The organism is Pseudomonas sp. B2M1-30 (assembly GCF_025447575.1).
GTDB classification, from domain to species: domain Bacteria; phylum Pseudomonadota; class Gammaproteobacteria; order Pseudomonadales; family Pseudomonadaceae; genus Aquipseudomonas; species Aquipseudomonas botevensis.
This window is the reverse complement of record NZ_JAOEJT010000007.1, coordinates 222,004-237,188: the sequence shown is the minus strand read 5'-3', so window position 1 is coordinate 237,188 and position 15,185 is coordinate 222,004. Positions and strand designations below refer to the sequence as shown.

Below are 15,185 nucleotides of genomic sequence, written 5' to 3'. Positions count from 1 at the left end.
GGCCAAAGTTTGAAAACCGCGCACCGGATACATGTAAATCCCACCCCTCGATTTTCATTATTCACGACATCCCATACCCGTTAGCGACAACCCTTATCCCTCCACGAAAATTATTTTCACTTCGTTTGAAAACTCGATCTCGAAATGATTTATGAGTTTCACAATCCATTCGACGTGACCCTTTCGAGGAGTACCGCATGACGCCTTCCTTCGGCTATTGGCTGCTGGTCTATGCTGCCGTTGCCATCATTGCCCTGATCGTTCTGATCGCCCGTTACCGGCTCAATCCGTTCATTGTCATCACGCTGGTGTCCATCGGCCTGGCGCTGGTGGCGGGGATGCCGCCGTCCGGCGTCGTGGGGGCGTATGAGGCCGGGGTGGGCAAGACGCTGGGGCATATTGCGCTGGTGGTCGCGCTGGGCACGATGCTCGGCAAGATGATGGCCGAGTCCGGCGGGGCCGAGCAGATGGCGCGTACGCTGATTGAGCGTTTCGGCGAGAAGAACGCGCACTGGGCGATGGTGTGCATTGCGTTTCTGGTGGGGCTGCCGCTGTTTTTCGAGGTCGGTTTTGTCTTGCTGGTGCCGATTGCCTTTACCGTGGCGCGGCGGGTCGGCGTGTCGATCCTGATGGTCGGTCTGCCGATGGTCGCCGGGCTGTCTGTGGTGCATGCGCTGGTGCCGCCGCATCCGGCGGCGATGCTGGCGGTACAGGCCTATCAGGCGTCGGTCGGGCAGACCTTGCTCTACGCGATTGCGATTGGTATTCCGACGGCGATCATCGCCGGTCCGCTGTACGCCAAATTCATCGTGCCGCGCATTCAGTTGCCGGCGGACAACCCGCTGGAAAAGCAATTCCTCGAGCGCGAGCCCCGCGACAGCCTGCCGGGATTCGGCATCACCATGGCGACCATTCTGTTGCCGGTGGTGCTGATGTTGATCGGTGGCTGGGCCAACCTGATTTCCACGCCGGGCAGCGGCTTCAATCAGTTCCTGTTGTTCATCGGCAACTCGGTCATCGCGTTGTTGCTGGCGACGCTGCTGAGTTTCTGGACCCTGGGGCTGGCCCAGGGCTTCAATCGCGAATCGATCCTCAAGTTCACCAACGAATGCCTTGCTCCGACCGCCAGCATCACCTTGCTGGTGGGCGCCGGCGGTGGCCTGAACCGGATTCTGGTAGACGCCGGCGTAACCGATCAGATCGTCGGCCTGGCCCACGAATTTCACCTGTCGCCGCTGATCATGGGCTGGTTGTTCGCCGCGCTGATGCGCATCGCCACCGGTTCGGCCACGGTGGCGATGACCACGGCTTCCGGCGTGGTGGCGCCGGTCGCCATCGGCCTGGGTTATCCACACCCGGAGCTGCTGGTGCTGGCGACTGGCGCGGGGTCGGTTATCTTTTCCCACGTCAACGACGGTGGCTTCTGGTTGATCAAGGAATACTTCAACATGACCGTTGCCCAGACCTTCAAGACCTGGACGGTGCTGGAAACCCTGATTTCGCTGGTCGCGTTCGCGCTGACCGTCGGCCTTTCCTACCTGCTTTAACCGGAGCCCTGCGTCATGGACATCCTTTATCAGATCCGCGCCCGTCAGGATTCCTTCAGCGCCGGTGAGGGACGCATCGCCCGTCTGATGCTCGACGACGTCGGATTTGCCGCGTCCGCCAGCCTCGAAGACCTCGCGCACCGGGCGGAAGTCAGCACCGCCACGCTGTCACGGTTTGCCCGCACGGTCGGTTGCCGCGACCTGCGTGACCTGCGCCTGCAACTGGCCCAGGCCAGCGGCGTCGGCAGCCGCTTTCTCGACCCGGCGCGGACGCCCGAGCAATCGGCGTTCTACGGGCAGATCGTCGGCGACATCGAAACCACTCTGCGCCAGCACCTGGCGGCGTTCGACGAGTCGCGTTTCGCCGATGCGGTAACGTTGCTGGGCAAGGCGCAGATGATTCACGCCTTCGGCATGGGCGGTTGCTCGACCCTGTGCAGCGATGAGTTGCAGGTGCGTCTGGTGCGCCTGGGCTATCCGGTTGCGGTGTGCCACGACGCGGTGATGATGCGCGTCACGGCCGCCAGTCTCAGTGCGGAACATGTGCTGATTGTCTGTTCGCTGACCGGCATCACCCCGGAATTGCTGGAAACCGTGGAACTGGCGCGCAACTATGGCGCGCGAATCCTCGCCATCACCCGCGCCGACTCGCCGCTGGCGGAGCTGGCCGACATCGTGCTGCCGCTGCAAGGTGCAGAAACCTCGTTCATCTACAAACCAACGGCGGCGCGTTACGGCATGTTGCTCGCCATCGATGTGCTGGCCACCGAGCTGGCGCTGGCCAATCCTGAAGATAACCAAGAGCGTCTGCGGCGGATCAAACTTGCCCTCGACGAATACCGTGGCGGCGACGATCACCTGCCGCTGGGAGACTGACATGCTGTACGACACCCTGATCCGCAACGCCCTGGTCATCGATGGCAGCAATATCCCCGGCTACGCCGCCGACGTGGCAATCGTCGATGGTCGCATCGCGCGCATTGGCGACCTGGGCGATGCGCGCGCCACCGATGAGATCGACGCCGCCGGCCGAGTGCTGGCGCCGGGTTTCATCGATGTGCACACCCATGACGACACCGTGGTGATCCGTCAGCCGCAAATGTTGCCCAAGCTCAGCCAGGGCGTGACCACGGTGATCGTCGGCAACTGCGGGATCAGCGCCTCGCCGGTCAGCCTGCGCGGTGATCCGCCGGATCCGATGAACCTGCTCGGTTCGGCCGCCGCGTTCGTCTATCCACGGTTCAGTGATTACCGCGCGGCGGTCGAGGCGGCCAACACCACGTTGAACGTGGCGGCGCTGGTCGGCCACACGGCGCTGCGCAGCAATCACCTCGACGACCTCTTCCGCACGGCGAGCGCCGAGGAAATCGCCGCGATGCGCGAGCAGTTGCGCGAAAGCCTCGAGGCAGGTGCGCTCGGCTTGTCCACAGGGCTGGCCTATGCGAGTGCCTTCTCGGCGTCCACCGACGAGGTCATGCAACTGACCGAAGAACTGACGGCGTTCGGCGCGGTGTACACCACCCATTTGCGCAGCGAATTCGAACCGGTGCTGGAGGCGATGGACGAGGCCTTTCGCATCGGCCGTCACGCCCGGTCGCCGGTGATCATTTCCCACCTCAAATGTGCCGGCGCCGGTAACTGGGGGCGTAGTCCGCAGTTGCTCGCATCGCTGGAGGCAGCGGCGAAAACCCATCCGGTCGGCTGCGATTGTTATCCCTACGCGGCCAGCTCCTCGACCCTGGATTTGAAGCAGGTCACCGATGCTCACCGCATCACCATCACCTGGTCGACACCGCATCCGCAGATGGGCGGTCGCGACCTGATCGACATCGCCGGCGAATGGAAGGTGTCTCTGCTCGACGCTGCCAGACGCCTGCAACCGGCCGGCGCGGTGTATTACGGCATGGACGAGAACGACGTGCGCCGGATCCTCGCCCATCCGCTGTCGATGGTCGGTTCTGACGGACTGCCGGAAGACCCGTTCCCGCATCCGCGCTTGTGGGGCGCTTTCCCACGGGTGCTCGGACATTTCAGTCGCGACATCGGCCTGTTTCCGCTGCATACCGCTGTACACAAGATGACCGGTCTGTCGGCCGCGCGCTTTGGTTTGAAGGACAGAGGCGAGATCCGTGAAGGACACTGGGCGGATCTGGTGTTGTTCGATCCGGCGACCGTGCGCGACGTAGCGGACTTCAACGACCCGCAGCGGGCGGCGCAGGGGATTGACGGGGTGTGGGTCAATGGCGTGTTGAGTTATCAAGATGGACAGGCCAATGGTCGCCGGGAAGGGCGGTTTCTGGCGCGGCAAGGGGATTTGCGCGACAGCTTTCGCTGAGTTTCGAGCAATGCGTCACAGTGGTGGCACATTGCAATTAAAGAAAGCCTGCGCCAAGCCGAATTGCTGACATCCACCCCATCTAGACTGTGGGGCCAACCAGTCAGGGAGCACCCCATGAGCTTCGGTAAAACCACCCCGATCCTGCGGATTTTCGATGAGGCCAAGGCGGTAGCGTTCTACGTCGATTTCCTCGGTTTCAAGATCGACTGGCAACACCGTTTCGAGGCGAATTTCCCGCTGTACCTGCAAGTCTCGCGGGGCGAGTGCGTGCTGCATCTGTCCGAACACCACGGCGATGCGACACCGGGCTCGGCCCTGCGGATCGAGACCGATGAACTGGAAGCGTTCCAGCAGCAGTTGATCGCCAGCGAATACCCATTCGCCCGCCCGCAGATTCAGGCAATGCCGTGGGGCAGCCAGGACATGACGGTGACTGATCCGTTTGGCAATCGGCTGGTGTTCACCAACGCGATCAGCGTCTGACCCCGCAAGCCCCTCACCGTGACCAGGGGACTGATCGAGTGTCTGGGAGGGCTGAGTCGACATGAGCTACCGAGTCGAACTTGGATTTTGAACAGCGCACCAATCGGCTCCCTCTCCCTCCGGGAGAGGCTGGGGTGAGGGGAAAAGTCGCAAGCCAAATAAAAAAGCCCGCTGCCAAACCATTGCGGTCTGGCAGCGGGCTTTTTCGTCAGTGCTGACGCAGTGTCAAACTCGGAAGTGGCTGACCATGGTCTGCAACTGACCACCCAGGCGCGCCAGTTCAACGCTCGACGCGGCCGTCTCGTCGCTGGCCGCAGCGGTCTGCTCCGAGACGTCGCGCACGTTGATGATGCTGCGGCTGATTTCCTCGGCCACGGCGCTTTGCTGTTCGGCGGCAGCGGCGATCTGCTGGTTCATCGACTGGATGTTCGACACCGTGCGGGTGATGTTTTCCAGGGACGAGCCGGCCTTGCGGGTCAGGGCGACGCTGCTGTCGGTCAGGGCGCGGCTGTTGTTCATCACCGCCGAGACTTGCTGAGTGCCGTTCTGCAGACCGGCCACCAGGCCTTCGATTTCCTCGGTGGATTTCTGCGTACGCTGAGCCAGGCCACGGACCTCGTCGGCGACCACGGCGAAACCACGACCGGCTTCACCGGCACGGGCGGCTTCGATGGCGGCGTTGAGGGCCAGCAGGTTGGTTTGCTCGGCCACGGCCTTGATCACGTCCATCACGCTGCCGATCTTGTCGCTTTCCTGTTGCAGCACGCTCATGGCTTCGGTGGAACGCACCACTTCGCTGGCCAGACGCTCGATCTGCGCGATGGCTTCGTTCACCACTTTATCGCCTTCACGGGCTTCGCCGTCAGCGGCGGCAGCGGCTTGCGAGGCTTCCTCGGCGTTGCGCGCGACTTCCTGCACGGTGGCGGTCATCTCGTGCATGGCGGTGGCGACCTGATCGGTCTCGACTTTCTGGCTGTTGACCCCGGCGCTGGTCTGCTCGGTCACGGCCGACAACTCTTCGGCGGCGCTGGCGATCTGGGTGACGCCGTCGCGGATGCCGCTGATCAAGTCACGCAGGGTCACGCCCATGCGCCCGATGCCTTGTTGCAGCACGCCGAGTTCGTCACGGCGGGTGACGGTGACGTTGTGGGTCAGGTCGCCGCCGGCGATGCGCTCGACCACGGTCAGGGTTTCTTGCAGCGGACGGGTGATCTGCCGGGTGATGACCACGGCGGCAATCACGCCGACCAGCAGCGCCAGCAGGGTACTGATCAATTGCAGGGTGCGAGCCTGGGCACTTTCGATGTCACGGCGGTCGAGCTGGATCTGATACAGCTGTTCGCTGAGGGAGACGATCAGGTTGCCCTGGTCGGTCATTTCCTTGCGCGCCTGCACCGCTTCGCTGTTGGCGGTCTTGAACGCCTGCAAGGCGCTGCGGTAGTTGATCAGCGCGGTTTCCAGAGAACGCAGGGCGTCCTGCTGGCTGTCGGCAAAGTGCACGTTCAACTGCTTGAGGCTGGCGATGGCCACGTCCAGTTGGCCGACGGCTTTCTGCTCGGTATCGGCGTTGGCGGTGGCGGTGTAGCCGCGCACTTCGTAGCGCGCCAGGATGAACGCTTCCTTGGCGGTGGTGATGGCCTGGAACTGTTCGAAGCGCTGATCGCTCAGTGGCATCTGCTGCACGCGGGCGCTGATCGCTTCGATCTGGTTGTATGCGGTCTCGGCATTGGCGCCCATGGTGTCGCGCGCGCTGTTGCCGGTGCGGTAGGCGTTGCGCATTTTGTTCAGCGAGGTCTGATACTCGGCGATGGTCGCGGCCTGCTGCTTGAGCAGTTTGACGTTTTCCGGGCTCTTGAATTTCTCGATCAGCGCCTGCTGCTGTGCGGCGAAACCTTCGAGTGTGGTCTGCACGTTCTGCGCGGCGGTTTCATCACCATTGGTCAGCATGTATTGCAGACGCACCACGCGCAGCTTGGTCAGACCGGCATTGAGCTGGGTGATGTCGCTCATCCAGTTGCTGCGGTCGATCAGACCGCCGAGGCTGGTCCAGCCGGTCAGGGCGAGAATACAGGTCAGGGCCAGGACAAGACCGAAGCCCAGCCCCAATTTGAGGTTCACGCTGATGTTACCGAACCAGCTATTCATCACAATTCCTCCAGAACGTTGTGTTCCTTGATCGTCAGTTAGGCTGGAAGATTTGTTGTTTTTTTGAGCCAGCAAGGGTGTAAGCAGGTCTGTATCGGCTGCAAACCCGAGAGCTGAAAGGATTTTGTCGGATTGATTCTGTAACAGGGTTTTCCGGGCAGCCGCCAAGACTTTTTTCACACGGGTTTCACTGCCTGCCCACGCTCGCGTCTTTACCCTCGCCGCATCCTGAGAAGCGTGGTGCATGCCGGTGAGGCGGCCTGATGTGGAATTGAGACTGAGTCTGTTCGGCCTGAAACGCTCGATTGATCTGAGCGGTCTGGCCCGTTATCGAAATACCCTGGTGGTGCTGGCAGCATCGCTGCTGGTCATCCCCCTGACCCTGTGGCTGCTGGCGCCTGCCTCGGTGCCAGACCTGGCCCATGGCAATGTGGCCGGTGCCCGGGCCCTGGCGGCGGGGTGGGCCAAGGGCGACATGATCGTGCTGGTGCGCCACGTCGAGCGTTGCGACCATTCCAAAGCGCCGTGTCTGGCTGGCAACGACGGCATTACCGACCGTTCGCGCAGTGTCGCGGTCGGCGTCGGCGCGCAGTTCGAACAGCTTGGCCTGGACCAGGCCGATATCTACAACAGCCCGATGCTGCGCACGGTGCAGACCGCCGGCTATATGTTCAACAAGGCCGGCACCGGTGAAGACTGGCTGATCAGTTGCAAGGGCCGGATGTTGCAGCAGGCGCTCGCGCACAAGGTCGCGGGACGCAATCTGATTCTGGTGACCCACAGCGAATGCATGGCGCAACTGGAGAAAGATCTCAAGGCATCGACCTCGACGCCAGGTTACGGCGCTTCGCTGTTCATCTCCGCCGCCACCCCGACGGCCCCGAAAATACTCGGCCTTATCGAAGCCTCGGACTGGCGTTCGGTGACCACAGAATGAATGTTTTCCCCAACTCAGGACCCGCCATGTCGCCCAGTCGTTTCTATTTGCTCAACTTCGGTATTCCTCTGGCCTGCGCGGCACTGGTGTTTGTGATGTTCGACATGACCCATCTCGACATCGCCTTCAGCAATATGCTCTTCGACCCGCTGACCCAGGTGTTCCCGATCGAAAAGAGCCATCTCTTCGAGCAATTCACCCACAAATGGGCGCGGATCGTGCCGAACTGGACGGGGGAGGTGGCGGTCATCGGTGCGGTGCTGTCGTTTGTCTGGCCGTTGCTCAACACCGCCAAACGCCCGCGCCTCGGTGTTTTTCTGGAGCGCAGCAAGGTGGCGCCGATCCTGAGATTCACCACCGCTCACCGTCGTGACTTTCTGTTCGTGGTGGTCGCGTTTGCGCTGTGTACCGGGGTGATTCACTTCCTGAAGGCGCACACCAGCGTGTATTGCCCGATCGAAACCACCCTGTACGGCGGCAAAATGGAACACATCGACTGGTTCAGCAATTTCCAGTGGTTCCATGACGCCGGTGAAGGCCGTTGCTGGCCGGGCGGCCATGCCTCCGGTGGATTCACCATGCTGGCACTGTACTTTGTGGCGCGGCGTTACCAGTGGCGCTTCTCCGGGGCAGTGATGTACGGCTCACTGCTGCTCGGTCTGGTCTACGGCACGACACGTGTCCTGCAAGGCTGGCACTACATGTCCCACACGTTCTGGGCCGGAATCTTCGTCTGGCTGACCTGTTTGCTGACAGCCCTGGCGTTCTACGGGCAGGCGCGACTGGCGTTGCCGGTACGCCAGAAGCACGCGCCTGCATTCACAGGCCTACAAAGTAATACGCCTGCCGCCCCACCATCATTGTCTTGAGCACCTTCAGCGGCGCCACTGGCGGTTGATCTCCGGACATCACCGCCACGTTCAACGAAGAGGCACCGAGAAAGTCCCGAAGCTGCGCATCGGTATCCAGCCCCTTGAGCACGCTTTGGGTGTAGAACACGCTGGCGCCGCCCACCCGTTCATTGGCCTGAAACAGCGCCACCTGATGGCCGCTGGCTTGCAGGGTCTGAATCTCGGTGGTCAGCGGCAGGAACGACAGTTCGCGATCCGCACGGGGCAAGGCCCACAGAGCAGCAACCAGGTAGCTGCCGATCACCAGCGTCAGCACGCTCACGCTCAGGGCCTGGCGATGACGGGCGATCCAGCCGATCCAGCCGTTTTCACGCCCCTTCAATCTGTCGAACAGCACCCTGGCATACTCAGCCGCGATCACGGCCGCCGCCGGGGTCATCGACATCAGGTACACCGTGCGTTTGCTTGAGGCCAGGGTCAGCATGACGAATTGCGCAACGATCCACAGGCTGAAAAACAGCAGGTAGCGATTGGCCCGCAGCTCCTTGCGAAAATGCCACAGCCCCAGGTACACGAGGATGTTCCACGGCAAAAAGGCTTGCGGCAGTTTGGCGAGGTAATAGTAGAAGGGCTCGTAATGCCCGGCCTCGACGAACGATCCACTGAAACGTCCGACGCTGTTGGTCAGCAACACCTCACTGACGGCCGGCATGCCACCGCGCTGATACAACACCGCGAGCCAGATCAGCAGCGGGATCAGGCCAACCACGGTCAACCATCCAGGACGCAACCAGGCGCTGATCTTCAGACGCCGGTCGAGCAGGTTGTCCGCCAGCAGGTAAGCGAAAATCACCACGCCAGGCATCGCCAGACCCAGGACGCCTTTGCTCAGGGTGGCGATGGCAATCCCTGCGATGAACAGCAAACTGCTGCCGGGCGTCGAGGCGCGCTGCGACTGGAAAAAGGCCAGCAACGCCATGCTGACCCCGAGCGCCAGCAACGCATCTTCACCGACGCCGCGCACGTTGCTCCAGTAGCTGGCCATGGTCGCCAGCAGAATCCCCGCCGTCCAGGCGACGGCCTTCGGTCGCTCGAAACGACGCAGCATGCCATACAGCAACATCACGCTGAGCAGCCCGGCCGCTGCCGACGCCAGGCGCACCGCCCATGGCGACACCCCGAACAGGCGCATGGCGCCAGCATCCAGCCACAGGCTCAGCGGCGGTTTTTCCAGGAACGGCTCGCCGAACAGACGCGGCGTTACCCAGTCATTGTCCAGATGCATCTCCATCGCGATGCCCGCGACCCGGGCCTCGGTGGAGCCTTGCAACTGATGGTTGCCCAAGGCGAAGAAAAACAGCAGGGCGGCGAGCAGAAACAGCGAAGAGGCGGAACGCGACATAGGTTTCAGGCAACCGGAAGGGAGCGGGAAACCCAGCTTACGCGGCCATTCCTTAACAATTTGTGAACGTCACGCGAGACAACGCGACCAGCGCTGCTCCGGCGCCTCGAAGGCGGCATTGACCAGCGCGGTCAGCACATGATCCTGCCAGCGCCCGGCGATGTTCAGATACGCCTTGGCATAGCCCTCGCGTTCGAACCCGAGGCGCTCGAGCAAACGGGCGCTGCGCTCGTTGCCGGGAATGTAATTGGCCATGATCCGGTGCAGGTTCTGGGTGTCGAACATGTATGCGATGGCGGCTTCCAGCGCTTCCTGCATCAACCCCTCGCCCTGCCGTGTCTCGTCGATGTGATACCCCAGATAACACGCCTGAAACGCCCCGCGAATGATCCCGCTGAAATTGCAGGCGCCGATCATCTGCTGGCCGTCGAGGGTCAGTATCGCGAAATGCACGGCCAGCGAGGCTTCGAACGCACTGGCCTGCACTTCGAGGCGTCGGCGGATCTGTTCGGTGGAGAAATAATCGGTGGTACGGATCGGTGACCACGGCGCGAGATGGCGCTGATTGCGCCGGTAGAAATCGCTCTCCAGCGCGGCCTGATCCGGGGACAGCACCGCGAGCGTCAGGCGTTGGCAGGGCAGGGTCAGCAGCGGCATCGGGTGCTCCTGGTCGTGGGGGTAACGACAGGATTGCCCGGTCGCGAAGAAAACACAAACCTGAACCCCTCTCGCGGGGGAGCGTGTTTTTCGCGGACAAAAAAAAGCCCGCAGGAGAGTGCGGGCGAACCGTAGTTTCTTGAATGAGCGAGCGGACTTTACAGGTTTGGCGAAGCGGGGGGAGTGAAGAAAAGTTCATGTCGCCAGACCTTGGGTTCATCGCAATGTTGTCGAGCCAACGAAGCCCGGCGACTCAGTGACACCGGAACGGTTTTTCTTCTTCGGCGGATTGCGACGGATCGAGCTTGATCAAGGCACTGCTGACCAGCATCTCCGTCAACCCGGTCAATTGATGAATCGCCACGGCCCGGCTGCGCTGCGGGCCTTGTGGATCGTTGACCAGATCCAGGGTCATGACACTGAGCGAGGCCAGATTCTGCGAAGCGTGAGCCATCAACGTGAGCAAGTCGGCATCGGGACGAACGCTGAAAATCTTACTCACCGGAACGAGCTGGGCATGACGCCGGCGAACCTTCTCCGGCCGCTCGGCAACCCTCGAGCGTTCGGTAATCGTCAGCGCTTTCGATTCAGAAATCGTCGGGCTCTCGACAGCATTCGGGTCGTCTTTCTTCATGACATTGCTCCATGTAATGGGTGATCCCTGCGCTTCGGCATGATCCATGCCGTTCACCGGCGTGCAGCGAAGACAGGAGATTAACTTTGCGAAACGAGTGCCACCAGTTCATGGAAGTCGATACGTGTTGAGGGAAATTTCCTAGGACGTGGGTTTGAAGCGGGGAGGGGAATGCCAGATGCAACAAAGCCCGCACTTGGCGGGCTTTGTTGTGGAGGATTTGGTGGGCCGGGGTAATCTGAAAAGGTAACGTAACTTGTTGTTTATTAATAAAAAGATCGGTTTTATTTTTTGTCTGGAATGCCATTTGGAATGCCAAACGTTGTATGTCGCTGCCCCAGGCTTTTGGTCAGCGAGCGCTGGGTAACCTGAACGTTTTTCTCTTTGGGGAACTGATTTTCACCACAGGTGAAGGATTGTCGGTTTGAGCGTGAGGGAAATCATCGGTCGGGCCTGAATTTAAGTCCATCGGTGCTGATTGTTCTGGCTGATCATCCCCTGCCGTCGCGGACGGCATTTGACTATTGCAGGGTGAATCTGGAATGAGGGTAATTGCCTCTTCCTGCTCAAGCAGAGATTCAACGATTTCTGGGTCAGCCTGCGATCTAGAGCGCTCATTTGAAGCTGCCGAAGGGTACTCGCCTGACTTCTGCTCCAGCAGCTCAGGTTCACCCATTGATTCTTCAGTTAAGGAATGGCTGGGGATGGCTGAGTTATTGGACTGTATGGCGCCTCCGACGAACATCTCGTGAAGGTCTTGAATTGTGTACTGACGATTCCCTTGCAGAGTTTGTTTCGGCAGTTGCTTTTGCTGTCTGCGCATATGGGCTGCGTAAGCCTTTGTAATCATGCTCTCCAGCAGCGCTGCGGGGCTCTTTTTTTGCTCTTTGGCCATGGTTTGCAGATGGCTCTTGGTGGCTGTACTCAGAGTGAATACGCACACTTGGCGGCCGCTCTCCTTTTTCTTGTTTCTGTCTCTCTCCTGGCGCCAAGCATCCTTCATGTCGCGAAATAGTTTGCTCGCGCCTGCGTCCTGCTCGATATACATGCCTGCATCCAGCATTTCGTTGTGGGACGGAAGCTCATTCGGAAGGATCCTCTCCCCGCTATGGAAAATTCTCTCTAAGCCTTTCGCTTGCAAATACTTCAAGGCCCAAAGGCGTTGATTCGTATTTTCAGGATCAAGCCAATCCAACCCAACTACTCTCTTGCGTCCCATTCTCATCTATTCCTGCTGGAGCATTCGCTAGGGTCAGTATATTCATTAATAACGTTATGCATAACGACATCAGATTTATCCGTTAAAAATAGGGTATATTTAGCTGTGGTTATGTCTGGAATGCATATGCTAATTAGTCTTTTATCACTGAATTTAGGGCGGCTTGATTCGAAGGCTCGCTTCACCCTGGCTTCGTTTTACCTGCGTTATGAGTTCACTGACACAGGGCCGATCACTATTGATGAGCTGGCTGGTTGCCTTGGAGTGCCTACGAGAGAGTGTGCCAATGCGCTCAACTTGCTCGTGAAAGAATCGGTCCTCATCGCTACAACGGCGTTGGCTCAAAGAGCCGGTCGGCTAAAAAAATCGTTTCGCATCCATGACGACGTGGCCAATAAGCTCGGGATTGCGAGTTTTATTTCGCGGCCCCTAGATCTTGCGCCGCACTTTGGCGCCGTCGAGCACCTAATCAAGGGGCCTTACATTCACGCCACCAGGCCGGACGTGGAAATCTATGCGATGCCGGCTAATACCGTGAAGATGGAGCAAACGAGGGCCGCAGTGCCGAACCGCACTTCTTTGCTCAGTCGATCCAATCGACTTCTTCTTGCAGTGCTATCCGCTCATGCAGACCGTTTTGGCGTAATAGATTCGCTCGGGAATGTAGAGCTGTGTCGACTCACCGGCCTTGAGCAGACAAGCCTTAAACAACGGATTAAGAAGCTTATTGGAATGGGGTTTATTCGACGACACGTGCCCGGAGTCGCCAGTCCCATTTTTGCTGAAAAACTCAAAAGCAGTTATGTCCTTAACCTGAACCATCGGCAAATCACCTCGGGGACGGACCTGATCAGCTTCGTTGTGCATGAGTGTGTGGGCGAAGGGGCTGACGATGTTCGGTACCTGGGGGATGTTTGGTTTGATCTTGAGCTCTGGCGCAATCCAGCTACTAAGCATAAATACTCGTTGTCTGAGCTTTCCACACCGGCCTCAGTTATCCGCCTTTTTAGGTATGCGCCCAAGCACGCGATTGAGCAGCTTGAGTTTTATTTGAGTGGGCGTGTGTCAGACCTTCTGGCACAGCACTGGGAGCAGCTACACCTAGCCAAGTCAGGCTTCGCCCTTGGCATCCGAGACGACATCAGCGCAATTTTTCGCAAACCGATGAGGGACGTTAAAGATGCGAGCTTGCTCGACGAGGCTGAAGTCATAGATTTTTTATGGGTGCTGACTATTCAGTTTGCGCGTGTGTGTAAGGCGCGCTTTTCACGGGTTGATGGGCTGGTCTGGTCAAGTCTGAACTTCAGACTTCTCCCCAGTGATTTGCGGATGGGGTATGCCAGTTTAGGGGTGTTGATTGATGGGGGGGCTGGCGGTGGCAAGCTGCTGAGAGAGGTCGGCGAGCACGTCGAAACGACGGACGTCACTACGGAAGCCCTTTGTCCAGTTGAGCTTAGAGAAAAGGCGGGTTTGCTCACGCCGGCACGAGCGAAAACCGTCTAGGCGGTTATTTTTTATCGCCCCTGCCAATCCTCTGAACGAATACGAGGAGCCCCGTTCATGAGGATCATCCGTTTAAAAGAAGTCATCGACTCGACAGGACTTGCCCGGTCGACCATCTACAAATACATCGCGGAAGGTAGCTTCCCGAAACCGGTATCTCTCGGCGACCGCTGCGTCGGCTGGGTCGATAGCGAGGTGCACGATTGGATCCTGGCGCGGATCGAAGAGCGTGACCTGGCTGAGGGAGCTGCAGTGCGGTCCACCGGCCACCTGAGTATGGCCAGCTAGAAACCAGCATAAGCGCCATGACCGGCTGTGGCTGGTCATGGCGCTTATGCTGGTTAGGGTGTAATCCTCCGTTGGACGCCCCAGCAGACCGAGCAATGCGATGGTTTATTTCCGGAGTAGACACCCTGGAGAAGTTCACGGCGTGGCCATGAAAAAACACCCTGCGATCACGGAGCAGGCGAGAGCGTCAGTTGCGGCACGAGTATTATGCTTTTACTAGCTCTTCCTACCCGTAGGGTTCGCAGTGTTGCTGAGGTATGAGCTGCAGGCACTGACCAGATATCCAGTGGGAGAGCTCCAGGTAGCCAGTCGAGCGTAAAAAATCACACATGATGAAGATCGGTATGAAACTCAACTAGGAGTCATACCCATGCTTCGTCATTCCAATAACACGAGCTACCACCCGCTTCGTCATCCAGGCAACACCAACCTCCATCTGCAGTACGGGCCTACCTACCGCGGCCTGCCCTTGATGGTCGACAAGGGGCCGTATGTAGAGGAGTACCTATCCAGTCTCCTGCGCGTTATCCAGCGGGCACTGACTCAGTATCCTAGGGTCATGGCATTCCGGGTGGACCTCCACCTGCCAAGAGAGATAGATCTGTCCGCTAACACCAACAAGATCATCAGCAGGTTTATCGAGTCCTTCTGCGCCAAAATTGACTACCACCGCAGCCAGCTGCGTGAGCACAAGCAGGATGCTCGTGGTTGCAAGGTTCGCTATGCCTGGGCAAGGGAGGTTGGAATGAGTGGAAGGCCGCACTACCACCTAGTATTCCTGCTGAATCATGATGCTTATCACAGGCCGGGTCGGGTGCAATCTACGAGTCGAAATCTCGTGACGCGACTGCAGGAAGCTTGGGCTAGTGCTTTGCAGCTATCAGTCGATCAGGTGCGTGGGCTGGTGCATATCACTGACAATGCCACGTATCGAATCTACCGGGACGTCCCCGATGGCAAGATGGATGAGCTACCGGAGTTGTTTCGGCGGGCCAGCTACCTATGCAAGGAGGCTACGAAGTCCTACGGGGCTCGTCAGCGAGGCTTCGAAACTAGCCGGGGATGACGTCGCGATTAGGGTGTGTTCTGCGGTGGGGGGGCGGGGCGATAGCTACTCGAATTGATGATGGACAGAGCACACAGCTCTCCGCCATCAGCATTGGGCCTAATGAAGATAACAA

14 protein-coding genes are annotated in these 15,185 nt (G+C 59.4%); 9 read left to right on the top strand and 5 right to left on the bottom strand.

Annotated features, from left to right (window positions below):
- Positions 1-197 precede the first annotated feature (197 nt).
- From N8H74_RS16380 to N8H74_RS16365, 4 genes are all read left to right on the top strand, one after another.
- Positions 198-1,547: a GntP family permease gene (locus N8H74_RS16380; RefSeq protein WP_217831084.1), complete on the top strand. Its 1,350-nt coding sequence runs from the start codon at positions 198-200 to the stop codon at positions 1,545-1,547.
- 15 nt (positions 1,548-1,562) lie between these two features.
- The gene (locus tag N8H74_RS16375; protein WP_262148800.1) at positions 1,563-2,423 is read left to right on the top strand and encodes a MurR/RpiR family transcriptional regulator; all 861 of its coding nucleotides are present in this window, start codon (positions 1,563-1,565) and stop codon (positions 2,421-2,423) included.
- 1 nt (position 2,424) lies between these two features.
- Complete coding sequence (locus tag N8H74_RS16370; protein ID WP_262148849.1) at positions 2,425-3,882, top strand: D-aminoacylase; 1,458 nt, start codon at positions 2,425-2,427, stop codon at positions 3,880-3,882.
- A 117-nt stretch (positions 3,883-3,999) separates the two neighbouring features.
- On the top strand, positions 4,000-4,368 hold the full coding sequence (locus N8H74_RS16365) for a glyoxalase superfamily protein (RefSeq protein WP_217831081.1): 369 nt from the start codon (positions 4,000-4,002) through the stop codon (positions 4,366-4,368).
- A gap of 225 nt (positions 4,369-4,593) precedes the next feature.
- Here the strand turns inward: N8H74_RS16365 and N8H74_RS16360 are convergent, their stop codons facing one another.
- Positions 4,594-6,513, bottom strand: a complete 1,920-nt coding sequence (locus tag N8H74_RS16360) for a methyl-accepting chemotaxis protein (RefSeq protein ID WP_262148799.1) — start codon at positions 6,511-6,513, stop codon at positions 4,594-4,596.
- A 265-nt stretch (positions 6,514-6,778) separates the two neighbouring features.
- Here N8H74_RS16360 and N8H74_RS16355 point away from each other — a divergent pair, with 265 nt between their 5' ends.
- Complete coding sequence (locus N8H74_RS16355; protein ID WP_262148797.1) at positions 6,779-7,450, top strand: histidine phosphatase family protein; 672 nt, start codon at positions 6,779-6,781, stop codon at positions 7,448-7,450.
- Positions 7,451-7,476: 26 nt separating this feature from the next.
- Complete coding sequence (locus N8H74_RS16350) at positions 7,477-8,319, top strand: phosphatase PAP2 family protein (RefSeq protein ID WP_262148795.1); 843 nt, start codon at positions 7,477-7,479, stop codon at positions 8,317-8,319.
- On the opposite strand, the gene N8H74_RS16345 is transcribed toward N8H74_RS16350, so the two are convergent.
- The 4 genes from N8H74_RS16345 to N8H74_RS16330 form a co-directional block, all read right to left on the bottom strand.
- The gene (locus N8H74_RS16345; RefSeq protein ID WP_262148793.1) at positions 8,270-9,703 is read right to left on the bottom strand and encodes a glycosyltransferase family 39 protein; all 1,434 of its coding nucleotides are present in this window, start codon (positions 9,701-9,703) and stop codon (positions 8,270-8,272) included. The two genes, N8H74_RS16350 and N8H74_RS16345, sit on opposite strands and share 50 nt — an antisense overlap.
- Before the next feature lie 69 nt (positions 9,704-9,772).
- Positions 9,773-10,360, bottom strand: coding sequence for a ribosomal protein S5-alanine N-acetyltransferase (gene rimJ, locus N8H74_RS16340; protein WP_262148791.1), 588 nt, complete (start codon positions 10,358-10,360; stop codon positions 9,773-9,775).
- A 253-nt stretch (positions 10,361-10,613) separates the two neighbouring features.
- Entirely contained in the window at positions 10,614-11,042 is a 429-nt protein-coding gene (locus N8H74_RS16335) for a DUF6124 family protein (protein WP_262148789.1), read from the bottom strand.
- A 301-nt stretch (positions 11,043-11,343) separates the two neighbouring features.
- Positions 11,344-12,213 (bottom strand): hypothetical protein, encoded by an 870-nt coding sequence (locus N8H74_RS16330; protein ID WP_262148787.1) that lies wholly within the window; start codon positions 12,211-12,213, stop codon positions 11,344-11,346.
- A gap of 126 nt (positions 12,214-12,339) precedes the next feature.
- Here N8H74_RS16330 and N8H74_RS16325 point away from each other — a divergent pair, with 126 nt between their 5' ends.
- From N8H74_RS16325 to N8H74_RS16315, 3 genes are all read left to right on the top strand, one after another.
- Complete coding sequence (locus tag N8H74_RS16325) at positions 12,340-13,716, top strand: hypothetical protein (RefSeq protein WP_262148785.1); 1,377 nt, start codon at positions 12,340-12,342, stop codon at positions 13,714-13,716.
- A 57-nt stretch (positions 13,717-13,773) separates the two neighbouring features.
- The gene (locus N8H74_RS16320) at positions 13,774-14,004 is read left to right on the top strand and encodes an AlpA family transcriptional regulator (protein WP_003235111.1); all 231 of its coding nucleotides are present in this window, start codon (positions 13,774-13,776) and stop codon (positions 14,002-14,004) included.
- 370 nt (positions 14,005-14,374) lie between these two features.
- Complete coding sequence (locus tag N8H74_RS16315; RefSeq protein WP_262148783.1) at positions 14,375-15,070, top strand: inovirus Gp2 family protein; 696 nt, start codon at positions 14,375-14,377, stop codon at positions 15,068-15,070.
- The last annotated feature ends 115 nt before the right edge of the window (positions 15,071-15,185 follow it).